Here is a 26601-nt window from a genome sequence, read left to right as displayed (position 1 = left end):
CCGCAAACCGTCAGCCACGCCCGCCAATGTGCCACCCGACCCAACCGCACAGACAAATCCGTCAACCGCACCGCCGGTCTGATCCCAAATCTCGGGGGCAGTGGTTTCAATGTGGGATTGACGGTTGGCAACGTTATCAAACTGGTTTGCCCAGATCGCGCCGTTTGGTTCAGTTTGGGCCAGCTTTTCGGCCAAACGGCCAGAATACCGCACAAAATTATTTGGGTTTTTATAAGGTGCGGCGGGCACTTCGATCAGATGCGCACCGGCAAGGCGCAGCATATCCTTCTTTTCCTGACTTTGGGTTTCAGGGATCACGATCACGGTTTTGAACCCCATCGATGCCCCGACCAGCGCCAGACCTATGCCGGTGTTGCCAGCCGTGCCCTCGACAATGGTGCCGCCGGGTTTCAACGTGCCCCGCGCCACCGCATCCTTGATCATAAACAGCGCCGCGCGGTCCTTGACAGACTGGCCCGGGTTCATGAATTCTGCCTTGCCCAGAATCTCGCATCCCGTAACCTCGCTCGCAGCCCGAAGCCGGATCAGTGGCGTGTTTCCGATTGAGTGTTCCAGATCACTGCAAATATCCATAATCATCCCCAAAATGCCTGCCTCTATATCTAGGCAGCCCGCCCCCCGAACTCAAGCGTCTCGGCGTAACCTGTCACGGTTTCTTGCCAGCCAGTAGGCGGCCAGTATCAACGGCTGGTTGGTTGCCTGCCCAGTATCAACAAAATCCATCAAGGCATCAAAGGATAATATCCGGCTCAGAATGTCTTCGCTCTCGCTATCCAATCCTGCAATACCACCGCTAATACCAGCCAGATCACACAGCCCCAGATAGCAATAATAAAATTCGCTCGATGCCCCTGGTGACGGGTAAGCAGCCGCAATTGGCTCCAATTTGTGCAACGCCAGCCCCGCCTCTTCCTCGCATTCGCGTTTCGCGGCCATCTCGGGGGTTTCCCCCACATCTATGTGGCCCGCAACCGGCTCCATGCTCCACGGATATTCGGCGCCACGGGCGTAGGGCCCAATACGGAATTGTTCGACCAACAGCACACAATCCAGCACAGGATCATAAGGCAGCACAATCGCCACATCAAAACCGACGAATGTAGCACGTTCCAACAGATCGCCCATCTCGCCGTTGAATTTACGGTAGCGGATGTCAAATTCCTGCATTGCGTAGAAATTGCTATAGGCCATGCGGGCAGATGAAACAGTCACATCCGCGCGGCTGTGCGTGGTGGCGATGGATGGTTTGCCTGCCTCGGCCTGCCCTCTGATAAACGATGCCGCACGCCTGCGGATTACAGGAAACCTTTTGCCCAGTTCTTGCACCGTAATCTGACCGAAATACCCCATAGCCTCGATTGCGGCCAGAACCGTCAAATCGCCCCACTCAGCCGCCCAATCGGCCAACACCCACGGATTACCGCTCGGAGGAACATCAGAGGGGAAATAGACATTTGCATCATGGGTGCCGGTCGCAGTTTTGATGCCGAGCGGGCGCAGATCATAGTCAAACCCACCCTCGTAGAAATCCAGCCGCGCCACATCCTGCACCGACAATCCCGTCAGATACAGCCCCTTGGCCGTTGCACCTTTTTGCGTCGCCAACATCGGATGCGCTTGGCCTTTGACCCAGTATGACGCGAAATCCGGCAGGTTCGCCTCTTGGAAAGACTCCAGCGAAAGCGCACGGCCCAGCACAACTTCCAGCAAAGGACGGTGCGCTAACGTGCCGTAAAAGAACAGATTTTTCACGTTCTAAGCAAAGCGGTGCTCGGCCCTACCGCTTACAACAGCGATAGCAATCCCGCCGATAAACAGAGTCCCGAGGATCTCGGGTGTGGCCATTATTGTCCCGTACTTAATCATCAACTGGAACACCCCGACCACAGCCTCGACCGGACCATCATAGCGTTTGCGCAATGACAGTTTTAGCATCTCGATGATCGAATGGGCCAACAGCACCCAGAATACAATCGCAACCGTTGCGGTTATGCCTGACGTAATCGAGGCGCTCAAATTCGGGTGCGCACGTGGCCCCATCATCAGCCAGCCCAGAACAAAGCCAAACAAGGCATTGAATTCGGAAAACCGTCCAAAAGCCGTGCCCTCGGGCATCAACGGTTTGAACCTTTCCGAAACATACCACACAAGTATGGCAAATAACACGGCCCCAACGGCACGTCCTGCTGATGGCATCTATCCAGCCTCCAAATTTAGTTGTGCGGATTGTCCCTGTCCTAGATCGTTTGGTCAAGCGCTGTGATCAGCGTATCGATTTCCGCCTTGGAAGTGTAATGCACAAAGCTCAATCGCAAAACGCCCTTATTCGGGTCAATGCCCTGCGCCTGCAACGCCCGCACCGCATAAAAATCACCGCCACCAGCCATGATCCCCTTTGCGGCCAGCGCTGTTGCCACAGCCTCGGCATTGCCCGCCAACTCGACCGCAATCGTCGGGGCGCGCCCCTCGGCTTGCGTTGGTCCCAGCAACCGTGCCGAATTTTTCTGCCCCAGATAATCCAGCAGCGGCTGCATCAGCACAGTTTCAGCCCCGCGCATCAATCCGTGCACCGCAGCGGCCCGCGCCGACGCGCCAGCCTTGGCAGCAAAGTGATGCGCATATAGTTGATCCACATAATCCGCCATCCCCGCACAGGCCGCCACTTGCGCATGGTCCGGTCCCGCAGGGGTAAACCGTTTATAAAGGCTGTCGGCGTTGAAATAATGCCCCTGATTGGGCAACTCCATTCCCAAGGCGCGGCGGATCACCAGAATACCCTGATGCGGGCCGTAAGTTTTATAGGCCGAAAACATATAGATGTCCGCGCCGATTTCATCAACATTAACAAAGCCATGCGGCGCATAGCTAACCCCGTCAACACAGCTATAAGCCCCGTGATCGCGCACCATTTTGCAGATCAAAGCAACGTCGTTGATTTCACCCACCACGTTGGAGCAATGCGGAAAGCACACCAGCTTGACCTTATCATCCAACAGATTGGTCAGGTCGGCAGGATCCAGATGCCCCGTTTCAGGGTCCATCTGCCATTCACGCACCTCATAGCCCTCCTCGGCCAGTCGGCGCCACGGGCCGGTGTTGGCCTCGTGATCCTGATTGGTGACAATGATTGCGTCCCCCTGCGTCAAATGCTGGCGAAATGCCTGCGCCAGAACATAGGTATTCTGCGTGGTGGATGGACCGAATGACAACTCATCCGTATCCACCCCCATCATTGCCGCCAAACCTTCACGGGCCTCGTCCATCTCGGCTCCACCCAGACGCGACGCCTCATAGGGCGCATAAGGCTGCACCTTGCGGCTGTGGTAGAACCGGAACAAACGATCAATCACCGGCTTGCAGGTATAACTGCCGCCCGCATTTTCAAAGAACACCTGCCCCTGCAAGGAAGGTTCATCGAACGCAGGGAACTGGCCCCGCACAAAATCCAAATCTAGCTGCATATCGCCCTCAATAGAAAAGCCCTGACCAAATGGGTCTGGGCTTCACATTGTCTTTGTTTTTCCGCCGCATCAAGCATCTATTTTCAATTTTGCACCTTAGACGCGGCAACACAGATCAACCGCAGCCTTTGCCGCCGGATACAAATCATCCGCCGGACACCCCGTGCGGGCCCGCACCATCAACCCGCGTGCGGTGGCGGCCAGCATCACACCCAGATCATCGGCCGTTGGCATCGCAGGAATTTGCCCCTTGGCTTGCGCCCTTGCAATGCGCGCGGCCAATGTATGTTCAACGTTGTCAAAGGCACGCGTCAGCCTGTCGCGCAACTGCAAATTACACCCTGCCGTATCCGCCAAGGCCCCCGCCACCAGACAGCCCAGCGTTTCATGATCGCGGGTTGCAAAATCAACCACCCCGTTCAGGAACGCCGCAAGGTCCACCCGAATATCACCATCGCCCGCCAAATGCTGCATCACCGGCGCAAAGCGCACATCGCTGTAATGGGTGATCGCGGCCAGAAATAGCCCCTGTTTGTCGCCGAACATCTGGTACAGGCTGGCGCGCGGCACGTTCATTGCGCGGCACAACACATCGATTGACGCCGCAGCATAGCCCTGCGCCCAGAAAACCCGCATCGCGGCCTCTAGCGCTGCTGTCTGACTAAACCCTCGCGGGCGGCCACGTTGTCGAACGGCGGGCCTCTGATCACTTATTTTTGAACTCATCGTTCTTAAAGTAGCTGGAGCTTTTGGATTATGCAATATATGAAACGCTCATTCTGTAAATCAAAGGACGATCAAATGACACGTACAAAACTGCTCGACATCACTCCCGTCACACTGGAAACCGCAACCGGCGACGTGGCGGAAATCCTGAAAGCCACCAAAGCCAAATTAGGCTTTATCCCCAATATGTACGGCTACATGGGGGCCCTGCCCGGCGTTTTGACCGGCTATATGGCGTCTTACAACAGCTTCCGCGAAAACGCAGGCTTTGCCCCTGCCGAACAAGAGGTGGTGTTCCTAAGTGTCAGTGCGGTGAACGGCTGCACCTATTGCACCGCCGCCCACTCGATGATCGCCGATAAAATGTCAGGCGTCCCCGCCGACAGCCTAGCCGCATTGCGCGATGGCAGCCCCCTGCCCGATGCGCGGCTGAATGCTTTGGCCACGTTCACCCGCACAATGGTCGAAAAGCGCGGGATACCGGACAAATCCGAGGTGGACACGTTCCTTGCCGCAGGGTTCACATCGCAGCATGTGCTGGGCATTGTCCAAGCCATCGCCTGCAAGACCTACTCAAACTATGTGAACCATCTGGCTGGAACTGAAGTTGATGAAGCGTTTGCGCCTTATAAAGTCGCTGAATAAAAGGCTGTGGGGGGCGTAACATTGCCCCCCCGCTCTAAATTCACCCATTCACATCCACCACCACTCGCCCCTTGACCTGACCCTTCAAAATGTCACGCCCCAACTGCGGCAGATCACTCAGCGTGGCGGGCTGGATCATGCTTTCCAGCTTGTCCATCGGCAAATCCTGCGCGATCCGTGCCCATGCCCGCACGCGGTTCGCGTAAGGTTGCATCACGCTATCAATCCCCAGCAGGTTCACCCCGCGCAGCAGGAACGGGATCACGGTGGCGTTCAACTGCGCCCCGCCAGCCAAACCCACAGCCGCAACCGAGGCCCCGTATTTCATCTGACCCAAAACCCGCGCCAACATGTCACCGCCAACTGCATCGACACAGCCCGTCCAAGTTTCGGCCTCTAGCGGGCGTTTCACTGTCTCGTTGATATCCTCACGCGCCACGATTTGTGTCGCCCCTAGTGATGTCAGATACTCCGCTGCCTCTGGCCGCCCCGTCACCGCCGCCACTTCATGGCCAAGGTTCGCCAAAATCGCCGTCGCGACTGATCCAACGCCGCCCGCCGCCCCCGTCACCAGCACAGGGCCATGCCCCGCAACCAGCCCGTGATCCTCGAGCGCCATCACCGCCAGCATCGCGGTGAACCCCGCCGTGCCGACCGCCATTGCTTGGCGTGTGGTCAGACCTTCGGGCAGCGGCACCAGCCAATCGGCCCGCACCCGCACCTTTTGCGAATACCCGCCCCAATGGGCCTCGCCGACGCGCCAGCCGGTCAGAACCACCTTATCACCCACCTTGTAACGCGCATCCGTGCTGTCCTCGACCACACCGGAAAAATCAATGCCAGGAATGTGCGGGTAATTGCGCACCAGCCCGCCACCGGGGCCAATGCACAGCCCGTCCTTATAGTTCACCGTGGAATAATCGACCGCCACCGTGACTTCGGATTCCGGTAAGCGGTCAATGGAAATCTGCTGCACGGATGCGCTGGTTTTGCCTTCGTCGTTCTTTTCGACGATCAATGCGTTGAATGTCATGTCGGTTTCCTTTTCCTATGCCAGATATTCATCTGGAATGAATGGCAAATCTGTATCGTCCGGTTTGGCACCGGCAGCGGTTAGCATCGCGTGGACCTGACCCCGATGATGGGTCTGGTGATTGAATACCTGCATCACGCATACTGCTTTTGGTTTGGTAAAATCGCGCTGCAAGACAGCGGAATGCCACGAAAATTCGCCCTCCAAATCTGCCTGCGAAACACGCGGGCCCCAGTCAATAAATCGCGCATCTGCCACTATGCGGGATTGCTTCAGCTCCTCCCAACCGGCAATGACGATGCCGCCTTTATCAGTGGGTGGTTCCCATCCGTCAAAGCGGCTCATCCACAGGGTATCGCCCCACAGGATGTGGGCCAATGTGTCGTGAATGGATTTGAAAAACGCCCCCCGATCCTTGCGCCGCGCCGCGTCATCCAATGTGTCGGCCGCACCATAAAGGCTATGATTTTGCCATTTGTTATAACGCGCCATCATCTGCACATATTCGGGCGTGATCATTCCCCATACCCCTTGGGCACCGCAATATCCGGCAGCCCTTTGGCGCGTTTCTGCAACGCGCGGCCAATCACCACGCGGCTGATTTCAGTGGTGCCGTCAACAATCCGCAACATCTGCGCAAGGCGCGACAGGCGGTCCATGCCGTATTCCTTCAACAACCCCGAGCCACCCAGCACCTGCGTGCAGGTATTCGCGGCATCCACCGCCGCATCGGGCACAAACCGTTTGGCGTGCGCGGCCATCACCGGCCCCTCATCGGTTCCCAGCGCGTTGGCCGCCGCGCGGTATAACAGGCGCGACGCTTCAAGGTTGGTCGAAACGTCCCCCAACATCCACTGGATGCCTTCAAGATCAAGGTTCTTGCCGCCAAACATTTTGCGCCGCGATGAATAGGCCAGCGCGATGTCCAATGCGCTTTCCATTAACCCGCAGCACCCAGCGGCAATCGAGACTCGCGCGATGTCGATGGCCATCAGCGAGCCTTGTAAGCCCTGCCCGATTGGCAGGATGATGTTGTCCTCGGACACGATCACATCTTTGAAATACATCTCGGCCAGCGGCAGGTGTTCATAGGATGGCGTGTCGTAACGCGGTCCGAACGAAACCCCTTTGGCATCCTTGGGTATGGCAATCATCGCCATATCCTTGTGGCCTAGATCATCCGAAGTTTTCACCACAGTCAGGTAAACATCCGCCTCATCCGCCAGCGACACCCAAGCCTTGGCCCCGTTGATCGTCCATGTGCCGTCGCCGTTAATCACCGCGCGGGTATACATCGTCATCGCATCGGACCCTGATTGCGGTTCGGTCAGCGCAAAATTGGCCAGTTTGCGCCCGTTGGTCAAATCCTTGGCCCATTCCTGCTTGAACGCCTCGGTGCCGAACCCGCAGGTCGCATAGGTGCAAATATTGTGCATCGACAGTGCGAACGCATAGGCCCCGTCACCCTTGCCCAACTCCTCGTAAACGCGGATGCCCTCGCCCAGTGGCAAGCCCTGCCCGCCCCATTCTTCGGGCGCATATAGGCCGGTCAGACCGGCGGCCCCCGCAATCAATGACGCCGCGCGCGGCCACTCGCCGGATGCGTTCCAGTTGTCCACGTTGGGTTTGATCACATCGTCGCAATGTTGCTGTGCCGCTTCCAGTATCTTGTCGATTTTGGTGCCCATTGGTGTATCCCCCGTTTTTGAGTCGTTAATTGTCTTACATTTGGATGGACCTTGCCACAGCGCCAATTGTTGGATGGACCTTGCCACAGCGCCAATTGTCTGACAAATGAAATCTTATGAAAACCGATCTGGAAACCAGCCGCGAACTGTCGGTGCAAATCGCCGAGGCAATCCGTGACGCGATAATCAGCGGCACCTTGATCGTGGATGAGCGCCTGCCAAGCGAGGCCGAGTTGAGCGACAAATTCAACGTTTCGCGCCCCACGGTGCGCGAGGCGTTGAAACGGCTGGCGGCGCAAAACCTGATCCGCACCCAGCGCGGCGCAACGGGTGGTGCATTTGTGAACCGGTTGCGGTTTGAAGATGCCTATGGGCAACAGATCACCACCTCCACCCTGCTGCTGTCAATGAACGAAGTCGATTTTGAAACCGCTTGCGAGGCACGGTTCACGCTGGAACGCGCCTGTGCCCCGCTGTCAGCCAAACGCCGCACGGCCGACCATCTGGCGACCATGCGGGCCGAAATTCACCGGCAAGGCCAACCTGGCCTGTCTGACGAGGGGTTCTGCGCCTCTGACGTGGCCTTTCACCGTGCATTGGTGGATGGGGCGGGCAACCCTGTGTTGTCCTATCAGTTGGCCGGTGCGATCGAGGCGATCGAGCCGTTGATGAACATGATCACCTTTTCGGCGCGATCCCGAAAGCAAATCGTGGCCCTGCATACCGAGATTGCCGATGCAATCGAGGCGCATGATGGCGCGATGGCCGATAGCGCATTGCAGGCGCTAGCGACCTATACGATGACTCTGGCGCGCGATGTTGCGGCACGTAAAAAGCAGTTAACCGCAGATTAACTATAATGGCACAGATTACAGGGTATGACATATAAACAATCCCCCCTGTCGCCTGATATCTGGGCGCGAAGTCTTTACGTCAAAAGCCGTTCAAAGAGGCGAGGTGATCCGCCGCAAGACCCGTGACATCGAGCGGTACGCCGGTATCGAGCGGTTTCGCAAAGAACTGCAACGCCGCGGGTTCCGCGCTGTTGAAAACGCAGGACAGATCATCATCTTCTGCAATCAGGAACCCCTGCGCCATTTCAATTAAAGCAAAACCAATCCAAGTGGATTCTTGAATACGATTAGATTGATTTTGGTCTAGCGACTGTTTTCTTTCAAAGAAAACAAACTGAAATCTTATAAAGATTTCATATCACCCAGCATTTGACGCATTCCTGCTTGGCGTTTGTTCACCTGTGCCTTCCCCGTGCTGTATCCTCCGCTCCTCTTCATGCCTGATCAATTTGGGCTTTGCACTTTTCAATGACGCCCCATGCGCATAAACATTTATGACCCATTGTAACCAAGGATATTCACCCATGATCAAGCCGTTGATTTTTTCAATATTGATTTCGACATTGGGCATGCCATCTTCTGTAGGCACAGAAGACCTGTTCTACCCAATGAGAACCGATTGGAGCAAGAGTGAAAATAAAGTGAATATTTCCGCCTACATATTCAATGACCTTAATGGAAACGGCAGCTATGACATTGGTGATCGGGCATTGGCAGATATTGCAGTTAGCCTATCTCGGGGTGGAACGCCAATCGCGGCCAACCGGACTAATCTGAACGGATTTGCCAACTTTCTGGCCTCGACAACACTGGAAGACTCGCCACTGTCCTCTGCAGGGAGTTATGAATTCAGCGCCCTGATCCCGCGTGGTTGGCGTGTGACCACGGGCAATCAAACACAACAGCGCAAACTGATCGCAATCGAAGGCTCTCCCGCGGGTCTGGGCCTGTCTGAAATACTGACCCCGATTGGTATTGCCCGCAATACATTCATCCGCGGTACCTATCTTGGCGAAATGGATGGGCATATCGAGCTGCAACAAGATGGCAGCCCCGTCGCAATGCTCGACGTCACCGAAAACGACCAATTCATCTGGAGCGTAAAGCGCGGGAAATATACGCTGATTACCAACGGGGAGCCACGACCAGTTGTCGTTGGGAACTATCCGGTCGATGTCGGATTGGTTGGCGTGCCTGTAGCTGGCTATGTCAACGGCACAACTAGTGGCAACCATATCCTCTACACCAGTTCCGGATATCCCGGCAGGATTTACGCCGACGATCCGTTTTCGTTTCTGACCGTAAACTTGTCCACTGCATGGCCTAATAGCGAAGGAGAAGAGGCCATATTTCGCTATTACCGGGATGATGTATTGGTGATGACCGACACGATCGGATTATCAGCCTATCATCCGATCAGCTATCAACCCCTAATCGAGGGCATAACCAGCGTAGAAATCAGCACCAAACATTACTGGCAGATGGTGATTGATGATCTGGTTGTATCAACACCCCCCCTGATTGCGCGTCCATTCGTTCATAGAAGCCTTGTAAACCTTGCATGACTTGCTTACGTATTAGCTGTCCCTTCGGGGAATATGGATATAAACGCGCATGTAATAAGCGGATCGGACCCGGGGGCGGTACCCGGCGACTCCACCAAACATCCTTCTTTGGGGATCATGGGGTCGAAACAGGATCGACGAACGTCTAAAGATGTTAGCTTTATCTCGGTGAGTTACCACCGTTATCGGTACATAAAAGCTAGTTGCAAATGACAACAAAGCTCCAATGGCTCTGGCTGCGTAAGCGGTCCGATCTATTGAAATCTTAAGTCCTTACGCTTAGCAGCCTAAGGCGGGGTTCGCAGGCACCTGGCAACAGAAGCCTGCACCTAATTCTCTGTAAACCTATAGCAAACTCACGCTCCCGTCGGGCTCGTCGGCGTGGGTTTCGTATTTCGCCTGAAATGCCCTTGGTTAATACGTCGGTTGTTTTCGGGGCTTTCTGTCCTGGCATTGCTACGGTTGCCGCCACAGTAGGCGGGGCAAACCCGCCTCCGGTCAACGCCCAGGGCTTGGCAAGTGTTGTGGGTTGCACCTCACCTCTCAATTCGCGCAACAGGCTGCGATGGTCTGCGGTGAGTTGCACCGTTTGAGCAATTTTTGCGCGTGTCGCAGTCAGATAGCGCTGCCATTTCTCCGGATCAAGCAGGATAATCCCGGACGGATTTTCCGCACCCCAGCCAGTGTCATAGACCTGCTTGCCCATTAATACAGCCTGATAAGTGCCCGCCGAAAACAGCGAGGTGAAATCCAACCCCGCTGCACCGAATTTCTGAAAATAAGTAGCGACATCCACCCCGTCAATCACGCCACCACGCGCAAAAGGATTGACATAACCGATAGGATTGCCGCTGCGATCAACGTTCCAGTGATCAAACAAGACACCCAGCTTGAAAGTAGCGTTGCAGGTTTGCAGTAATTCCTGTTCGGATATCCCCGCCGATTTCAACGTTCGCGGCATGCTGGGGACTGTCGCCTCGCCCACGCCAACGGTGGGAATGTTTGGCGATTCAATCAGCGTTATTTTCAACTTGTCGCCGGAATTTGCCCCCGTTTTACAAAGCGAAGTCAGCAGCAATGCCGACATCCAGCCTGCCGTCCCGCCACCAACAATGGTAATATTGCGAATTGGTTTTGCCACAGCTCTTCCCCCAAAGGCCAAAACAAGATTGATTTGTTGATAAGATGCTGCGCCCAAAATTGCGCTTGCGGATACTGAATAATTTCACAAAGCTTACCCGAATTTCAGGCACAAGTATAGCAACCTGCGGTTTTGTAATCCTTTGCGGGGTAAGTGGCCGACGCCTACGCGATTTTCACCCGCACCTTACCAGGACTTATGCCAAAATGTCGCCGGAAAGCACGGCTAAAGGCAACTTCGGATTCGTATCCCACCCGATGCGCGGATTGCGACACTGTCAGCCCCTGCCCCTGCATGAAATCCCGTGCCAGACACATGCGCCACAGCGTCAGATAGGCACTTGGTGTGGTGCCGGTTTTCACCCTGAAATGAAACGCAAAGGCCGAGCGTGACATGCCCGCCGCCGCGGCCATATTGCCTAATGTCAGGGGCTGCTCGGGGCTTTGATGAATCAGCTGGATTGCGCGCGCCAGTCTGGGATCTGACAGATCCTTTGATAAACGTGGGTCGGTTGCTTTTTTCCGACAGGTTTGTGCGGATGATCTGAACCAGCAATATCTCGGCCAGTTTTTCAACCCCCGCCGTTGTCCCCGGCGCATTCCGGTTCATTTCACGCACCAGAACGCGGATCCCTTCGGATACATCCTGTGCCGCATCGGGGGCAGTTGATTTTATATGAGTGACGGTTGGCAATTCATCCATCAGCGGGTGCCGGATATCTTGGCGATACTCGTAATGGCCGCACAGCAATTGCGTGGCGACAGGACCATCCGCAAACAGCGGTGCCTCGCTGGACAGGGATTGCATGAACTCGGGCCCGGAAACGGGCTGGCAAACTGATGCATCCGAAATCACATGCGCCGCCCCTTTGGGGAACAGGAATATGTCCCCCGCCACCCCCTGAAGGGTCTGATCACCGATCATAACAACGCACTGCCCCCGCAACACCGCGTGAAACTGCGCCACCTCTCCCACCTGCATCGCCATCCCCCAAGGGGCGCAAAAATCGCGCAGGAAATAGACACAGCTTTTCAACTGGATCAGTCGCAAAACATCGCTAAACGCATCTGGCATATCGGCCTCTTCGTCTCTATTTCGGTTCTGTCCACCCTATAGCAGATAAGCCCCAAAGTCCCGATACCAGACATAGTCATGGACGATCTGCACATATATCCAGACTATCAGTCATTCCAAGTCTTTGCATTTCGAGAAACGGTAATACTCCATACATCAACAAAAACGGAGACAAATCAATGCAACAAAATATTCAAAAAGCTTTAATGACAACACTTGGCGCGGCAACTCTTAGCATCATTTCCGCGACAAATGCTATTGCCCAAGAAGGATTTGACCCGACAAAAGGGGTCGGTTTACCCGCTGCTGATCTGATCTTTGAAAACATCAATCCTGCCTTCAAAATGGCCGCAGCTTATGGCAATCGTAATGTCGGCGCGCATGGCTCGTTTGGCCAGTTCCCTGCCAATTTCATCACCCCGCTGCATACCCATACCGGGGCCTACCACGGTGTGGTAATCAAAGGGCAAATGACCAACCCGTTTGAAGGGGATAAAAACCCGCCAGTGCTTGAGGCTGGCTCATATTGGTACGTGCCCGCCGGTATGGAGCACGCCACAGCCTGCGTATCCGACACCCCGTGCGAGTTCTACTTTTACGCCGACGGGGCGTTTGATTTTCAGGTGGTTGAATAAACCAACCGTGCGGGGTGTGCTGTCGCTACTGCACACCCCGCCTGCAAAACAGGCTTGCCCTTTTATCATATCCTTCCTACCCTGACTGCATGTTCATTCATCGCCCGCCCGCCCTGCTCCTGCCCCTCGTCTTGATGCTTGCGCCCACTCTGGTTGCTGCCTTCGATCTGTCGGCAAAACAAATCGGCAGCATCACCCGTTGGCAGACCGACAGTGGCAACACTTCGGTCGAACTGCTGGCGCGGGATGGGAAACTGTTCAAACTGGCGTTCACAAGGGACAATTCCAAAGGCCAGCCCGATTTTGCCATCCTTTGGGTGCGCAAAGATGGGCAAGTGGTCGAGCGCACCGACAGCACCGGCGAATGGACCCGCTTTAAGCCACATAATTGTGTGCTCACCCTTGGCAAATGCCGCTACACCGAAAAACACAGCTTTGCCCCAAAACGCAAGATGATCCATGTGGCGTCACGGGCGGGCGACAAGATCATTTATGCGCTGTATCACACCAAGGTCAGTCCCGCCAATCTGGTTCAAAAAGGCGCGTTCACCGTTGATCAATACGGTTCCATGATTGACCGCGATTATGTCGGGATGGATGGGAAGCCACGTTGGGCGCGGCGAGTTGGCGATGCGCAATCCGGCAATTAACCAGATGGCGGAATGTCGTTTTACTCTATTCGGGCAACGCATATTGACGCGGTTTATGGTGCGCATATTGTGGTTACTTATAATGTGATACAAATAGCGGCTGTGCAGGACAAAGCTGCCGTTGGTCGATATCCGTCAAATCCCAGAAATCCGGTAACTTTACAATTTCTAGAAGAACAGTAAAATTATCGAATGCTTAATACAGAAAAGGGTTTCAATGTCAGATATTAATCTATGGATTGTTCTGGGTGCCGCATTTCTTGGTGGTTTGGTTCCGGGGCCGGGCATGCTTGCAATTGCGGGCACAGCAATGGCACGCGGGCGACGGTATGGATTTGCTGTGGCGTACGGGATGACGGCTGGGGGTTTTGTTTGGGCAACGTTTGCCGGACTTGGAATGGGGGCGGTTCTGTTGTCGAACCAATGGCTGTTTGACTCGTTGAAATATGCGGGTGCAGCCTATCTGGGATGGCTTGGCTGGCGTTCGGCACGGGCGGCAATGAGGCCTGATCACGCGATGGCAACCAAGGATGTGGGGGCGGATTCATTGTGGATTTCGGCAGTGCGTGGAGCATTGATACATTTAACCAATCCAAAAGCACTGATCTTTTGGGGATCAATATTCGCCATTGGACTAAAACCAGGCGCGCCACCCGTTGCGATGCTTTGGGTCATTGCTGTCAGTATGCTGGTGAACGTGTTTCTAATGACCACCTATGCCTTGGTTTTTTCCAAGCCGGGCATGATGGCGGGCTATGTTCGGTTTCGCAGATGGATTGAAGGGGCATTTGCCACCTTCTTTGGCGGAGCTGCGATATACTTGGTCACGTCGCGGGAACACTGAGGGAATTAGGCCTAGCCCATGACAGAATTGGTGAAGTAACTTTGGCCTAAAAGCCGCAGTTTTCACCTCACTCACCACCATACTCTCCAGAAAAACCTCATATGCGTTTCATATGGTTTTCATATGCAATTCATATCCTCCGTATTGACTTTGCACGCCCCGTTTGGCACCCTTACCCCATGGGGCTACACCGCGAACGCCCCGTGAGGCTCTGGCCAAAGATTCGCATCCCCTGACCCTTCAGAAAGGATGCACTATGGCCTCGTTAAACGAAATTACCCCCGCCCAGTTAATGCGCCTGATCGGCACCCCTGCCGCCCCTGTCATTGTCGACATCTGCATTGACCCGGATTTTGCCGAAGACCCGCGCCTGATCCCGACGGCGTTTCGCGCGCCACACAACGACATGCCAGCCCTTGTTGAACGTCTTAACGGACGACCCGTGGTGGTGGCCTGTCAAAAGGGCAAAAAGCTGTCCCAAGGGGTGGCCGCCTATTTGCGGTGCGAGGGCATTGCAGCCGAATATTTGCAAGGCGGCGTCTATGGTTGGCGGGATGCAAACCTGCCGCTGATCCCTGCGAGCGCCCTGCCCGCAATGGTAAATGGCAGCACCCTGTGGGTAACAAAACATCGCCCGAAAATTGACCGCATTGCTTGTCCGTGGCTGATCCGGCGCTTTGTTGATCCATCCGCGCGTATCCTGTTTGTCGCCCCAAGCGAGGTCGCCGATGTGGCCGAAAAACTGGGCGCGACCCCGTTTGATATTGAAGGCGTATTCTGGAGCCATCGCGGTAACAATTGCACCTTCGACACTTTGTTGGCAGAGCTTAAACTGGAAACAGATGCGCTGATGCACCTTGCTACCGTGGTGCGCGCTGCTGACACCAACCGCCATGACCTTGCGCCCGAGGCCGCAGGCCTTTTGGCAATATCTGTTGGGTTATCAAGACAATACAAAGACGACTTACAGCAGGTTGAGGCCGGAATGCAGATCTATGATTCCCTATACCGCTGGGCGCGCGACGGTTCCGATGAAACCCACAGCTGGCCCAACAACCAAGGGTCCGCAAAATGAGCGGGGCTGAATTTGTCCAACCCGGTTTGGCTGAGGCCACCCGCGTTTTTGCTCGCATTGGCCTGCTGTCATTCGGTGGCCCCGCCGCACAAATTGCCGTGATGCACCGTGAATTGGTCGAGGAACGCCCTTGGCTGACGGAACAGCAATTCCTGAACGCGCTGTCGTTTTGCATGTTGCTGCCCGGCCCCGAAGCTACGCAAATCGCCACCTATGCCGGCTGGCGGTTGCACGGGGTGCGCGGTGGGCTGATCGCCGGATTGCTGTTCGTGGTGCCCGGCGCACTTGTGGTGCTGGCTTTGGCCGTTGGTTACGCGCTCTACGGCAAAATCCCATGGGTCGAGGCGATGTTTATCGGGGTCAAAGCCGCCGTTGTGGTGATCGTGATCGAAGCGCTGTTGCGGGTGGCGCGAAAGGCGTTGAAAGGATGGGCGCACTGGATCATTGCGGCCCTGTCGTTCGTCGGCATCTTTTTCCTGACCCTGCCCTTTCCGTTGATCATCGCAATGGCCGCCCTATATGGATACGCCACCCAACGCAGCGCCGATGACCCGCCGCCCCACCCAAAAGGCGCGAACCCGTTGCGCACCATCGCCATCTGGCTGGTGATCTGGTGGGCACCGGTGGCCGCGCTATGGGCTGCTGGTGCAACATTCCTCACCCAGATCGGCGTGTTCTTTGCCAAACTGGCGGTCGTCACCTTTGGCGGCGCCTACGCGGTGCTGGCCTATATGACCCAAGCGGCTGTGTTTGAACACGGCTGGCTGACCACGCCGCAAATGATGGACGGGCTGGGGTTGGCCGAAACCACACCGGGGCCGTTGATACTGGTCACTGAATTCGTCGCCTTCATGGCCGGGTTTGGCCAATACGGGCTGGGCATGGGTATCGCGGCGGCATTGCTGGCGCTCTGGGTTACCTTTGTGCCCTGCTATCTGTGGATATTCACCGGCGCCCCCTACATTGAATGGATCGCCACCCGCCCGCGCCTGTCAGGCGCTTTATCCGCCATCACCGCCGCCGTGGTCGGGGTGATCCTGAACCTGTCGCTATGGTTCGCGCTGCATGTGTTTTTCGGCAGCGTTACGGCCATTAAACTCGGCCCTGTCACCCTGTTCACCCCGGATTTGGCCACGCTGGACGGACGGGTAGTGGTCTTGGCCCTGCTTTCCGGCGTGATGATCCTGCGCCTGCATATGGATTTGCTTAAGGTCTTGGCGCTGGTTGCCATCGGAGGCGTGGTGCTGTCGCAATTTTGAGCGCTTGCCCCTTCCCTTCGCGCCAGAATTGCTTATGCTCAACGCATCATCCGCCAAAGGGGCCGCCAAGCATGTCTTCAGACACCATCGACTATGGAAACCTGATGCACCGCGCCATGCGTTCGCTGATCAAGGAAGTGCTAAACGATATTGCCAAAGACGGCCTGCCCGGGCAGCACCATTTCTTTATCACCTTTGACACCATGCACCCCGATGTGGAAATCGCCGATTGGCTGTCGGACCGTTATCCGGGCGATATGACCATCGTGATCCAGCACTGGTTCGACAATCTGGATGTTGGTGATGTCGGCTTTGCCATCACCCTGAATTTTGGTGACAACCCAGAACCGCTGTATGTCCCCTATGATGCAATCGTCACCTTTGTTGACCCTTCCGTCGAATTTGGTCTTCGATTTGACAGCCACGAGGACGGCGAACAAGACGCCGAAGTGGTGTCGATAGAAACAGCCGAACATGACGATGTTCCCGAAGCCCCGATGGTTGAGGCCCTTGATGATGACGAGCCGCCCAAAGATGCCGAAGTCGTCAGTCTGGACAGTTTTCGCAAGCCATAATCCTGCGCTAAAGAACTTTTTGTAACACGTTGGTTTCATGATTAAAAACATTCCTCTATTTTTACATCAAGCCATAAGAAACCCCTCCGGTGTCGGGGCTGTTATTCCATCAAGCCGCTCATTAGGGCGATTGATGGCTGGCCAGATTGACCCAAATAACGGCCCTGTGGTCGAAATTGGCCCTGGTACAGGCGCGATCACCCGCCAAATACTGGCCGCAGGCATTTCACCGCAGAACCTTACGCTATTTGACATGAGCAAAGGGTTTTGCAAGCACCTGAAACAGCAGCACCCCGATGTCAGTGTGCACAACCGGATGGCACAGGATATGGCCAGTTTGGGCATTTCCGACCTTGGGGCCGTGGTCAGTGGCCTTCCCTTGTTGAACATGCCTATTAATATGCAAATGGATATCGCCAAATCTGTATTCTTGGCCCTGAAACCCGGCGCACCGATGATCCAGTTCACCTATGGGACCAAACCACCGCTGGCCCCAGAAGTACGCACCGAACTGGGGCTGGAATGGTCAAGCAGCCGTCGAATATGGTTTAATCTGCCGCCAGCCACGGTATATGTATTCAATCAGCCGAGATAACTTTGGTTTTCATCGGCCTGTGCTTATACATAACTGCCACAATTAACCGAGGATGCCGCCATGACCCAGACCCGCACCGAAACCGATAGTTTTGGCCCGCTGGAAGTGCCCATTGACAAATACTGGGGCGCACAGACACAACGATCCTTGATGAACTTTCCCATCGGATGGGAACGTCAACCGATCGCGATTGTGCGCGCACTGGGTGTGATCAAAAAGGCTTGTGCGCAGGCCAATATGGATCTGGGCAAACTGGATGCCGATAAAGGCAACGCCATTATTACAGCCGCCACTGAAGTCATCGACGGCAAACTGGACGATAATTTCCCGCTGGTTGTGTGGCAAACTGGGTCCGGCACCCAGTCCAACATGAACGCAAACGAAGTGATCGCCAACCGCGCCATCGAAATTCTTGGCGGCGAGATTGGCAGCAAAACGCCGGTGCACCCGAATGACCACGTGAACATGGGGCAATCCAGCAACGATACCTTTCCCACCGCGATGCACATCGCCACCGCCACCGCCGCCCATGACGTGCTGCTGCCTGGCCTTGCTACGCTGCATTTCGCGCTGGACGCCAAGGTGCGCGAATTTGACGGCATCATCAAGATCGGGCGCACCCACACGATGGACGCTACCCCGCTGACATTGGCACAGGAATTTTCCGGCTATGCGCATCAGGTGGCCATGGGAATTGAACGGATCAAGGGCGCGCTTGTGCGCATCCATGAATTGGCCCAAGGCGGCACCGCCGTTGGCACCGGCCTGAACACCACACACGGCTGGGCCGAAACGGTTGCGGCGAATATGGCGCGGATCACCGGTCTGCCCTTTGTCACCGCCCCCAATAAATTCGAGGCCTTGGCAGCGCATGACGCGATGGTTGAAATATCCGGTACTCTAAAAACGGTTGCCTCGTCGCTCTATAAAATAGCCAATGACATTCGCCTGCTCGGGTCCGGCCCGCGCTGTGGCCTTGGCGAACTGATCCTTCCCGAAAACGAGCCGGGATCATCGATCATGCCCGGTAAGGTCAACCCAACGCAGGTCGAGGCGATAACACAGGTTTGCATTCAGGTGATGGGCAATGACGCCGCTGTCGGCTTTGCCGGCTCACAAGGGCATTTTGAATTGAACGTCTATAAGCCAATGATGGCCTATAATGTGCTGCAATCCATCCAGTTGTTGGGTGATGCGACGGCGACATTCACCAAAAACTGTGTAGTCGGCATTCAGGCTGACAAGGGGCGGATTGATCAACTGATGCGCGAAAGCCTTATGCTGGTCACAGCACTTGCGCCTGAAATCGGCTATGACAACGCTACCAAAGTGGCCAAAACCGCGCATAAAAACGGCACCACCCTGAAAGAAGAAGCCATCGCGCTGGGGTTTGTCGATGCCCAAACATTCGAGCGCGTGGTGCGCCCTGAAAAAATGATCGGTCCCAAAGACTGATGAAAGATATTGTAAACCTCAATCGCGTGCGCAAGGCTCGGGCGCGGGATGACAAACGTAGTGTCGCTGATGCCAATGCCGTAAAATTTGGCCGCACCAAGGCCGAACGTATTGCCCAAGTCGCCATTAGTGACAAAGCCAGCAAAATGCTGGACCAACATATGCTGGACGAGGAATGAATGCGCGACCCAAGAAACATTCCCTAACCCTGAGGGGCCACCGCACCAGCGTTTCGCTGGAAGACGAGTTCTGGCAGGCATTTCGTGATATAGCCGCCGCCAAAAGGCAACCACTTAACGTATTGGCCGCCGAAATAGACGCGCAGCGCACAGGCGACGCGGGCCGGATTGATACCGGCCTTGCGTCAGCTATTCGATTGTTTGTGTTAAGGTATTATCGGGATGCGCCCATGCGCACGCCCGATAATCAGTGACTTTTCGGACCGTATAGGGCCGCGCGCAAGTCAATCGCTTGGTTGTAATCACGGCGTTCGCAATCTGACAACACGATTTTGGCCTTGGCAGAGCGGCGAAAATCATCCTGAAACAGGCTTTGGAACTCTTCAACAGTTGGGCCAACTGGCATCTTGTTGCGATCTTTGGATTTACGCCATCCAATCCTGAAAGATGGTATAGCAATTCTAACCAGCGCCCGAGGCGCTGTATCGTTTAACAAATCAGTGGCAGCCGATTCAGTAGACATATTCAATCCCCCGTATGTTTCGTGTTACAGACTTGGGTCTCGTTAAAGTAGATTTCAACAAAACCCGAGGGGGAAAAGGATTGACCTTACGTCATTTCTGACGATTTTAGCCAAATTTGTCTAGTTACGCGGCGTCACAGTTAACCATATCCCCTCTTTAGAACGCAAAGTCAGGTGTGCAATCGGCACGGCTGGGCGGGATTTAACCAGTTCAAACCGATACGCCCGTACCAACATAGACAGGATCAACGGCCCCTCGAGCATGGCAAAACCGCTGCCCGGACACACCCTTGGCCCTGCGGAAAACGGGATATAGGCATCTCGCATACATTGCTTGCCCTCCTTGGTGTGAAACCGCATCGGGTCGAACTCATCAGGCCGATCCCAGATTTTAGTGTGCCGGTGCAGGTGCCACGCCGACAGGATCACTTGCGATCCCTTTTTAATCTTGCGGTTGCGAAATTCGACAGGGCAAGCCGCCTCGCGCACGGTGGCAGGCACCGGCGGATATAACCGCATGGTTTCGCGAAACACATCGCGCGAGATGCGCAATTTGCTGACGGCAGAAAAGTACGCTTTTTTCGGGTTGATCACCTCAAGCGCCTCATCCGCGACCTTGTCCTGCCATTCAGGGTATAGCGCCAGCATATAGAGCGACCACGCCAATGCAGACGCACTTGTTTCATGCCCTGCCAGGAAAAAGATCGCCACCTGATCGACCATTTCTTCGGTGTCAAAACATTTGCCGGTTTCTGGGTCCGGTGTGGTCATGATCTTGGTGGCCAGATCATCGGGGGCGGTACCCGCATCAATTTCGGCGCGACGTTCGGTTGTGATCTGGCGGATCAAACCGCGAATGACCTCGGCGGTTTCCTTGCTGCGTTTAGAGGCAAAATTCGGTAACCATTTGAGCTTTGGCAACAAGCTCGACATGTTGGCAAACGGCATCGAGCGTTGGTAATCTTTGAACTCGTCAAACACGCCAGCTGCGGTTTCATCGGTGATCGGTAGCGAAAACAAAGTGCGGAAAATTACATCCGCGGCCACATGCGAGGTCATGCTTTCCACCTCGACCGGTCCCTTGCCAGTCTGCCCTTCCAGACGATCAACCGCCGCCACCGCACTGTCCCACATTTTCGGGAATACTTCGCGCAAACGGCCACCTTCAAACGCCGGATCAATAATGCGGCGCTGGTGTTTCCAGTCCTCCCCACTGGACAGGAACAGTGAATTGCCTAGCAAGGCCGCCAGACCATCCCGAATGCGGGTGGATTTTGGAAATATTGTCAGGCTCTCGGCCAGCACTGTTTTCACCAGATCGGGCTGGTTCACCATGTAGGACCGGAAAAACGGGGTGCGGAATTCGGCCATCCACGCGCCATACAAATGTTCGGGTTGAGCCGACAAAATATCCTTGCGAAACAATTTGGCGTGTTGCCATAGCGATGCATTGCGGGGCCGAGATTTGGGTTTTGGCGGTAGGGTCATGGGGTCACAGATGTATAGGGCGAAGCCGCAACATCAATCCGCGAAATTGACGCAGCACGATTGAAATACCGACGCTTCAGGGTCATCGATCCGGCGGTGATTCTAAAGTAGTCATAATCACCAGGCCGGTCAAAAGCACACATATACTGGAAATGTAGGCGAAAGAATTTCCAGCGTACTTCGGCCCAGCGGCTGGGGGATAGCGTCTGGGTAAACGCCGCAGAAATGACCAGCGGCCAGCGCTGGTTTTTAGTTGCAACGCCAGACACTGCAACGGGATCACAGAGCGCGAATGCACAACCGTCACCCGGGGCAGTCACATCGACCCAGATCAACTCGTTGCGAGTGGACAGGTATTGCAGGTCAGCCCTTAACCGGTAGGCGCGTGGCAGGAATGACACCATTGGCACCACCTGCCCTAGCGTCAGGAATGCCAATTCCGGCCCGTCCTCGTCTACCTTGCCCGCGCGGATCAGATCTGCCAACACCGACACCCCTATATGGGCGCCGGATGAGTGCCCAACCACCAAAACCTCGTCCACATCACTGTTCAGGGCTTGTGCAATCTCGGCCCCGAACTCCGCCATTCGTTCCTCAAGCTCGGGTGGGTTTTCGCCCTTGGAGCGAGCCTCATAGGCGTAGTCATGCATCAAATAGTAGGCAAACAGCTTGTTATCTATTTTGCGGAACCATCGCAGGATCACCACGATCAATGGCAGGGCCGCGCCCCAACCGACCAGCCGCGCAATCGTCGGCCAGTCGACCAGCACCTTAACGCCCTTGGCCACATTGGCCCCGACGAACCACGCCACCAGAACCGCCAGCAACAATTGCAACAACAACATACCAATCGGATAAAGTGCCGCAATCACCGGCCCCTTGCGCAACCACATCAAGCGACGCAAAGCGCCCGAGGCGATATATATCCATGCGGTGCGCGCCAGCACCAGATAGGTCTGCGGGATGTTCAAATCCATCGAGGTTTTAACAATATCGGACCAAACCAGCACATCAAAATCGGCCTGCGTTCTGGTGCCCTCGATTGATCCGGTCACATGCCAGCCATAGCGCCCGCCACGTGATTTGGGGGTTTGTTTGGGGGAAAGTTCAATCTTGTAACCAGAAATTTTAGCCTGATCCGCACCTTCCTTGCGATACAGTTCCCGATACCGACGCGGATGAATCGGATCGTAGCCGGGAATGTAAAATACCCGACGCTTCGCAACTGTGTGGCCTTCGACCTGCATACTCTGCCTCAAAACATTACAGCTGTAGTTTAGCGAATGTTTATGACAAAACTAGGGCCTACTAGCCAATGTTTTGTAATACGGGAAATGCGTTCAAGAGCCATGACGAAAACAATGTAAACTGGCCCGTAGCCATCATGAGCCCGACCGTCCACAGCAACAAGCCCATAATCCTTTCGACACGCTCTGTATGGCGTTTCATAAAATTCATCAGGCCAGAAAGGCTGGGGAAAAACGCAGCAACGAGCAAAAAGGGTATCCCCAACCCGAAGGAATAGGTCGCTAACAGAAATGTGCCACGTGTGACAGAGCCCTCTGTCGCGGCAATTCCCAGGATAGCGCCCAAAATCGGCCCAAGGCATGGCGTCCAGCCGAATGCGAACGCAAGACCCAGAATATAGGCACCAAATGTAGACCCGCCCTGATCACCGACTTCAATCCGTGCTTCGCGGTCTAGAAACGGAATTCTTATTATCCCCAGGAAATGAACCCCGAAAAGCATAACCACCAAACCCGCAATAATGGTAAACCCGTCGCGGTTGTTCAAATAGAATTTACCAAACAGCGATGTTGTAAAACCAAGCAGCATAAACACCGTGGACAGACCAAGTACAAACGCGGCTGCAGCCCAAATAGGCCGACGACGGATTGCGCCATCCGAACCTGCCATTTCGTTCATTGTTATCCCACCCATATAGGCCAGATAAGGGCCAACAACGGGAAAAACGCAAGGCGACAGGAACGACAATAGCCCCGCAGTCAATGCCACAAACATGGCCGGTAGAAGGCTCGCGTCGATAACTGTTTCTATGCCAAACATATGGGGCCTCTGTTTTTTGGTTTTTCCACCTCTACGCTATCACGCGGGCGGCGTCACCTGCGCAAATGTCACATTTGCGTGGACTTGGCGCATTTACCGCCCTATCCATTTCGCATGGATTGGATTGACGAAATTGACGCCATCGGCATGCTGTGCCCGCTGCCCGTGCTAAAGCTGCGCAAGCGGTTGCAAGGGCACGAGGCGGGGGCAGTGGTGCGACTGTTAGCGGATGATCCTGCCGCCGTGATTGATGTAGCGCATTTTTGCAGTGAACAAGGTCATGTTTTGATCGGGCAAAGCGATTCTGGCCATGGGCAGGCCTATCTGGTGCGCAAAGGCTAGGTCAGGATAAGACGCAAGGCGGCCACCATCGCTGCAATGCGGATCAGCCATTTGAATAGATCAATGTTGATGTATTCCAATAGTTTATAACCAGATATTGCCCCAATCAGGATCACGGGTAAATACATCAAATTCAACGTCAGCGACGGGATTGTTATCAGCCCCAATTGTGCCGACAACGGCAGTTTGGCAATATTCAGCACCAGAAAGAACCAACTGCGGGTGCCGACGAATTCAGACTTTGTTAACCCCATCTGCAACAGATAAATCCCGAAAATCGGTCCTGCGGCATTGGCCACCATCGACGCCGCCCCCGCCAAAACGCCTGCAGCCCCCGTCAACACCCGCCCGCGCATATGGGCGCGAATGCTTTCATTCATCGCAAGGTCCAGCGCCAGCATGACAAGAATCGTCCAGCCGATGACGCGTTCAAAATTGGTATCCGGTGCAAGGCGCAGGATGGCATAGCCAAGTGCTAAACCAACCAGTGTTAGCGGTACCAGTTTCAGTAAAATTGCCCACTGACATGACCGCCGGTAGTAAATCACCGCCATAATATCGGCAGCAATCAGCATCGGTAGCAACACCCCGGGCGACGCCTTGCCCGGAATAGCCAGCGCCATCAGCAGAACCGCTAATATCCCGACGCCGCCAACAGAAGTTTTGGTGAACCCGACCAGAAAAGCCGCCAAACCGATGTAGAAATAATGAAACGTTGAAATATCCATGCCCGACAACCTTAGCCCGAAACAAAAAATGCCGACAAGCCTTGGCCTGCCGACATTTCATTAACCGTCTTCCAGTTAGTGATTAGCGTCCCAGCGACCACCAGCCTTTTTTCTTGGGTTTATCCGACTTGGTGTCGGGCTTTAGCTCGGTCTTTGGTTTTGCCTTTGGCGCTTCCACCGCATTGGCAACCACAGGTTCTGGTGCGGCCACTTCGGCAACCGGTTCAACCTCTTTTGCCTTCTTGGCCGCAGGTTTGCGCGGTGCCCGTTTCTTGGGTGCGGGCTTTTCCTCTGCCGCCTCAGTCGCAACAGCCTCGGCTTTTTTCGCAGGCGCTTTACGACGGCGAACCGGCTTCTTCTTCGGCTCTTCCGCCTCGGCTGCAGGCTCTTCTGCCGTCGCAGGCTTGTCACCCTCGTCCGTCTTGGCAGATTTACGCGGCGCACGTTTGCGCGGGGCGCGTTTTGGCTTTTCTTCGGCCGGTTTCTCGTCCGCCTCGGGTTTCACGGCATCCTCTGCAGGTGCCGCTTCCTCGGAAGCTGCCACAACGGGCTGTTCCTCGCCCTCGGCATTCTGCGACTGGTTCTCGCCATTGCCTTCTCCACCACGGCCACGTCCACGACGACGCCGACGACGACGGCGCTTTTTCGGGGCCTGTTCTTCGCCATTGTTATTTTGGGCGTCATTATCTGCGCCATTTTGGGCGGCAGACACGTTATCCTCGGCGCTGGCATCAGCAGCCACACCATCATCAATGTCATCCATGATAGACGCATCAACCGATACCACTGCCGCTGCGGGTTTCACCACGCGGCTGGCAGTTTTGAACTTCTCGATCGAGAAATCAGGCGACACAAGGAACGGATCACCCTCGATGCGAACAGACAGACCATATCGCACCTCGATCTGGGCGATATGCTCGCGTTTGTTGTTCATCAGGTAGTTGGCAATGCCCACAGGCGCTTTCAAAAGAACCTCACGACTACGTTTGCGTGTGCCCTCTTCTTCCAACTGGCGCAAGATAGACAGGGCCAGATTTTCGTCCGAACGGATCAATCCGGTGCCATGACAATGCGAACAAGGTTGGGTTGTCGCCTCGATCATACCAGGGCGCAGGCGTTGGCGTGACATTTCCATCAGGCCAAAGCCGGAAATCCGGCCAACCTGAATACGGGCGCGGTCGTCTTTCAACCGGTCCTTCAGGCGCTTTTCAACCGCGTTGTTGTTGCGGCGCTCGTCCATATCAATGTAGTCGATCACAATCAGACCAGCCAGGTCGCGCAAACGCAATTGACGGGCAACCTCGTCCGAGGCTTCCAGATTGGTTTTCAGCGCGGTATCCTCGATGGAGGCCTCTTTGGTGGATCTACCCGAGTTCACATCGATTGCTACCAATGCCTCGGTGATGCCGATCACAATATAGCCACCTGATTTCAACTGAACGGTGGGGTTAAACATCCCCGCCAGATAGCCTTCGACCTGAAAACGCGCAAACAACGGCATGGTTTCGTTGTAATGCTTCACGTTTTTGGCGTGCGACGGCATGATCATTTTCATAAAGTCCTTGGCAACGCGATAGCCCGCTTCGCCCTCGATCAGAACCTCGTCGATGTCGCGGTTATACAGGTCGCGGATCGAGCGCTTAATCAGGTTGCCTTCTTCGTAAATCTTGGCAGGTGCGTTGGAATCCAGCGTCAGCGAGCGTATTTGCTCCCATAGGCGCTGCAAATATTCGTAATCGCGGTTGATCTCGACCTTGGTGCGTTTTGCACCCGCGGTGCGCACGATCAGGCCAGCCCCTTGGGGCACTTCAATATCGTTGGCAATCGCTTTCAGCTTTTTGCGGTCAACGGCATTGGTGATCTTGCGGGATATCCCGCCGCCGCGTGCTGTGTTTGGCATCAGAACGCAATACCGGCCAGCCAGTGACAGATAGGTGGTCAGGGCTGCACCCTTGTTGCCACGCTCCTCTTTCACCAC

31 protein-coding genes, 1 other RNA gene and 2 pseudogenes are annotated in these 26601 nt (G+C 55.1%); 16 read left to right on the top strand and 18 right to left on the bottom strand.

The features are described from left to right. The 5 genes from ACWB12_RS05405 to ACWB12_RS05385 form a co-directional block, all read right to left on the bottom strand. The coding region (locus ACWB12_RS05405; RefSeq protein ID WP_479529046.1) for a pyridoxal-phosphate dependent enzyme at positions 1-594 on the bottom strand (594 nt) is incomplete at its 3' end. A gap of 51 nt (positions 595-645) precedes the next feature. Continuing rightward, positions 646-1773, bottom strand: a complete 1128-nt coding sequence (locus ACWB12_RS05400) for an NUDIX domain-containing protein (protein ID WP_479529045.1) — start codon at positions 1771-1773, stop codon at positions 646-648. Between the two features lie 3 nt (positions 1774-1776). Beyond that, positions 1777-2217: a TrgA family protein gene (locus tag ACWB12_RS05395; RefSeq protein WP_479529044.1), complete on the bottom strand. Its 441-nt coding sequence runs from the start codon at positions 2215-2217 to the stop codon at positions 1777-1779. A 41-nt stretch (positions 2218-2258) separates the two neighbouring features. Beyond that, positions 2259-3482, bottom strand: a complete 1224-nt coding sequence (locus ACWB12_RS05390; RefSeq protein WP_479529043.1) for an aminotransferase class V-fold PLP-dependent enzyme — start codon at positions 3480-3482, stop codon at positions 2259-2261. A 96-nt stretch (positions 3483-3578) separates the two neighbouring features. Beyond that, on the bottom strand, positions 3579-4118 hold the full coding sequence (locus tag ACWB12_RS05385; RefSeq protein ID WP_479529042.1) for a TetR/AcrR family transcriptional regulator: 540 nt from the start codon (positions 4116-4118) through the stop codon (positions 3579-3581). Positions 4119-4283: 165 nt separating this feature from the next. Between ACWB12_RS05385 and ACWB12_RS05380 the strand changes: the two genes are divergently transcribed. After that, positions 4284-4853, top strand: a complete 570-nt coding sequence (locus tag ACWB12_RS05380) for a carboxymuconolactone decarboxylase family protein (RefSeq protein ID WP_479529041.1) — start codon at positions 4284-4286, stop codon at positions 4851-4853. 40 nt (positions 4854-4893) lie between these two features. On the opposite strand, the gene acuI is transcribed toward ACWB12_RS05380, so the two are convergent. The 3 genes from acuI to ACWB12_RS05365 are packed head-to-tail and all read right to left on the bottom strand — an operon-like array spanning position 4894 to position 7574. Then, the gene (acuI, locus tag ACWB12_RS05375; RefSeq protein WP_479529040.1) at positions 4894-5886 is read right to left on the bottom strand and encodes an acryloyl-CoA reductase; all 993 of its coding nucleotides are present in this window, start codon (positions 5884-5886) and stop codon (positions 4894-4896) included. A gap of 15 nt (positions 5887-5901) precedes the next feature. Then, positions 5902-6405 carry a DinB family protein gene (locus tag ACWB12_RS05370; protein WP_479529039.1) on the bottom strand — a complete coding sequence of 168 codons (504 nt, stop codon included), beginning with the start codon at positions 6403-6405 and terminating at the stop codon, positions 5902-5904. Beyond that, positions 6402-7574: an acyl-CoA dehydrogenase family protein gene (locus tag ACWB12_RS05365; RefSeq protein ID WP_479529038.1), complete on the bottom strand. Its 1173-nt coding sequence runs from the start codon at positions 7572-7574 to the stop codon at positions 6402-6404. The genes ACWB12_RS05370 and ACWB12_RS05365 overlap by 4 nt, the downstream gene beginning before the upstream one ends. Positions 7575-7690: 116 nt before the next feature. Here ACWB12_RS05365 and ACWB12_RS05360 point away from each other — a divergent pair, with 116 nt between their 5' ends. Then, a complete protein-coding gene (locus ACWB12_RS05360; protein ID WP_479529037.1) occupies positions 7691-8428 on the top strand; it encodes a FadR/GntR family transcriptional regulator in 738 nt (245 codons plus the stop codon). A gap of 103 nt (positions 8429-8531) precedes the next feature. Continuing rightward, positions 8532-8681, top strand: a complete 150-nt coding sequence (locus ACWB12_RS05355; RefSeq protein ID WP_479529036.1) for a hypothetical protein — start codon at positions 8532-8534, stop codon at positions 8679-8681. Positions 8682-8786: 105 nt separating this feature from the next. Here the strand turns inward: ACWB12_RS05355 and ACWB12_RS05350 are convergent, their stop codons facing one another. Next, positions 8787-8999, bottom strand: a complete 213-nt coding sequence (locus ACWB12_RS05350) for a hypothetical protein (protein WP_479529035.1) — start codon at positions 8997-8999, stop codon at positions 8787-8789. Between the two features lie 70 nt (positions 9000-9069). Between ACWB12_RS05350 and ACWB12_RS05345 the strand changes: the two genes are divergently transcribed. Beyond that, on the top strand, positions 9070-9993 hold the full coding sequence (locus ACWB12_RS05345) for a hypothetical protein (protein WP_479529034.1): 924 nt from the start codon (positions 9070-9072) through the stop codon (positions 9991-9993). Next, positions 9973-10323: a transfer-messenger RNA gene (ssrA, locus tag ACWB12_RS05340) on the top strand. Before ACWB12_RS05345 ends, ssrA begins: the two co-directional genes overlap by 21 nt. A gap of 436 nt (positions 10324-10759) precedes the next feature. On the opposite strand, the pseudogene ACWB12_RS05335 reads toward ssrA, so the two are convergent. The 3 genes and pseudogenes from ACWB12_RS05335 to ACWB12_RS05325 all read right to left on the bottom strand — a co-directional run. Continuing rightward, positions 10760-11134, bottom strand: a pseudogene (locus tag ACWB12_RS05335) (tryptophan 7-halogenase); the annotation flags it as partial. A 164-nt stretch (positions 11135-11298) separates the two neighbouring features. Beyond that, the gene (locus ACWB12_RS05330) at positions 11299-11529 is read right to left on the bottom strand and encodes a helix-turn-helix transcriptional regulator (RefSeq protein WP_479529033.1); all 231 of its coding nucleotides are present in this window, start codon (positions 11527-11529) and stop codon (positions 11299-11301) included. A gap of 142 nt (positions 11530-11671) precedes the next feature. Next, positions 11672-12208 (bottom strand): annotated as a pseudogene (locus ACWB12_RS05325) (cupin domain-containing protein); the annotation flags it as partial. Between the two features lie 179 nt (positions 12209-12387). On the opposite strand from ACWB12_RS05325, the gene ACWB12_RS05320 reads away from it, so the two are divergent. The 10 genes from ACWB12_RS05320 (at position 12388) to ACWB12_RS05275 (ending at position 19729) form a co-directional block, all read left to right on the top strand. After that, complete coding sequence (locus tag ACWB12_RS05320; protein WP_479529032.1) at positions 12388-12843, top strand: DUF4437 domain-containing protein; 456 nt, start codon at positions 12388-12390, stop codon at positions 12841-12843. A 134-nt stretch (positions 12844-12977) separates the two neighbouring features. Beyond that, the gene (locus ACWB12_RS05315; protein WP_479529031.1) at positions 12978-13493 is read left to right on the top strand and encodes a hypothetical protein; all 516 of its coding nucleotides are present in this window, start codon (positions 12978-12980) and stop codon (positions 13491-13493) included. 217 nt (positions 13494-13710) lie between these two features. Beyond that, positions 13711-14337: a LysE family translocator gene (locus ACWB12_RS05310; RefSeq protein ID WP_479529030.1), complete on the top strand. Its 627-nt coding sequence runs from the start codon at positions 13711-13713 to the stop codon at positions 14335-14337. Positions 14338-14593: 256 nt separating this feature from the next. After that, positions 14594-15412 (top strand): chromate resistance protein ChrB domain-containing protein, encoded by an 819-nt coding sequence (locus ACWB12_RS05305; RefSeq protein WP_479529029.1) that lies wholly within the window; start codon positions 14594-14596, stop codon positions 15410-15412. After that, positions 15409-16671, top strand: coding sequence for a chromate efflux transporter (gene chrA / locus ACWB12_RS05300; RefSeq protein WP_479529028.1), 1263 nt, complete (start codon positions 15409-15411; stop codon positions 16669-16671). Before ACWB12_RS05305 ends, chrA begins: the two co-directional genes overlap by 4 nt. A gap of 71 nt (positions 16672-16742) precedes the next feature. Next, complete coding sequence (locus ACWB12_RS05295) at positions 16743-17246, top strand: SspB family protein (protein WP_479529027.1); 504 nt, start codon at positions 16743-16745, stop codon at positions 17244-17246. A gap of 133 nt (positions 17247-17379) precedes the next feature. Then, on the top strand, positions 17380-17841 hold the full coding sequence (locus ACWB12_RS05290; protein WP_479529026.1) for a class I SAM-dependent methyltransferase: 462 nt from the start codon (positions 17380-17382) through the stop codon (positions 17839-17841). 60 nt (positions 17842-17901) lie between these two features. After that, entirely contained in the window at positions 17902-19296 is a 1395-nt protein-coding gene (fumC, locus tag ACWB12_RS05285) for a class II fumarate hydratase (RefSeq protein ID WP_479529025.1), read from the top strand. Then, positions 19296-19475, top strand: a complete 180-nt coding sequence (locus ACWB12_RS05280; protein WP_479529024.1) for a DUF4169 family protein — start codon at positions 19296-19298, stop codon at positions 19473-19475. Before fumC ends, ACWB12_RS05280 begins: the two co-directional genes overlap by 1 nt. Then, positions 19472-19729, top strand: a complete 258-nt coding sequence (locus tag ACWB12_RS05275; protein WP_479529023.1) for a ribbon-helix-helix domain-containing protein — start codon at positions 19472-19474, stop codon at positions 19727-19729. Before ACWB12_RS05280 ends, ACWB12_RS05275 begins: the two co-directional genes overlap by 4 nt. Here the strand turns inward: ACWB12_RS05275 and ACWB12_RS05270 are convergent. The 4 genes from ACWB12_RS05270 to ACWB12_RS05255 all read right to left on the bottom strand — a co-directional run bounded on the left by ACWB12_RS05270 (position 19723) and on the right by ACWB12_RS05255 (position 23553). After that, entirely contained in the window at positions 19723-19881 is a 159-nt protein-coding gene (locus ACWB12_RS05270; RefSeq protein WP_479529022.1) for a hypothetical protein, read from the bottom strand. The two genes, ACWB12_RS05275 and ACWB12_RS05270, sit on opposite strands and share 7 nt — an antisense overlap. Before the next feature lie 237 nt (positions 19882-20118). Then, a complete protein-coding gene (locus ACWB12_RS05265) occupies positions 20119-21486 on the bottom strand; it encodes a cytochrome P450 (RefSeq protein ID WP_479529021.1) in 1368 nt (455 codons plus the stop codon). Then, complete coding sequence (locus tag ACWB12_RS05260; RefSeq protein WP_479529020.1) at positions 21483-22733, bottom strand: hypothetical protein; 1251 nt, start codon at positions 22731-22733, stop codon at positions 21483-21485. The genes ACWB12_RS05265 and ACWB12_RS05260 overlap by 4 nt, the downstream gene beginning before the upstream one ends. Before the next feature lie 61 nt (positions 22734-22794). Further along, positions 22795-23553 carry a cytochrome c biogenesis CcdA family protein gene (locus tag ACWB12_RS05255; RefSeq protein ID WP_479529019.1) on the bottom strand — a complete coding sequence of 253 codons (759 nt, stop codon included), beginning with the start codon at positions 23551-23553 and terminating at the stop codon, positions 22795-22797. A 114-nt stretch (positions 23554-23667) separates the two neighbouring features. Here ACWB12_RS05255 and ACWB12_RS05250 point away from each other — a divergent pair, with 114 nt between their 5' ends. Then, positions 23668-23895 carry a sulfurtransferase TusA family protein gene (locus ACWB12_RS05250; RefSeq protein WP_479529018.1) on the top strand — a complete coding sequence of 76 codons (228 nt, stop codon included), beginning with the start codon at positions 23668-23670 and terminating at the stop codon, positions 23893-23895. Here ACWB12_RS05250 and ACWB12_RS05245 read toward each other — a convergent pair. Both ACWB12_RS05245 and ACWB12_RS05240 read right to left on the bottom strand, forming a co-directional pair. Further along, entirely contained in the window at positions 23892-24623 is a 732-nt protein-coding gene (locus ACWB12_RS05245; RefSeq protein WP_479529017.1) for a sulfite exporter TauE/SafE family protein, read from the bottom strand. The two genes, ACWB12_RS05250 and ACWB12_RS05245, sit on opposite strands and share 4 nt — an antisense overlap. Before the next feature lie 82 nt (positions 24624-24705). Beyond that, the coding region (locus ACWB12_RS05240; protein WP_479529016.1) for an Rne/Rng family ribonuclease at positions 24706-26601 on the bottom strand (1896 nt) is incomplete at its 5' end.

The sequence above is a fragment of the Profundibacter sp. genome (genome assembly GCF_056498605.1).
This window is presented reverse-complemented; position numbering and strand designations above follow the sequence as displayed.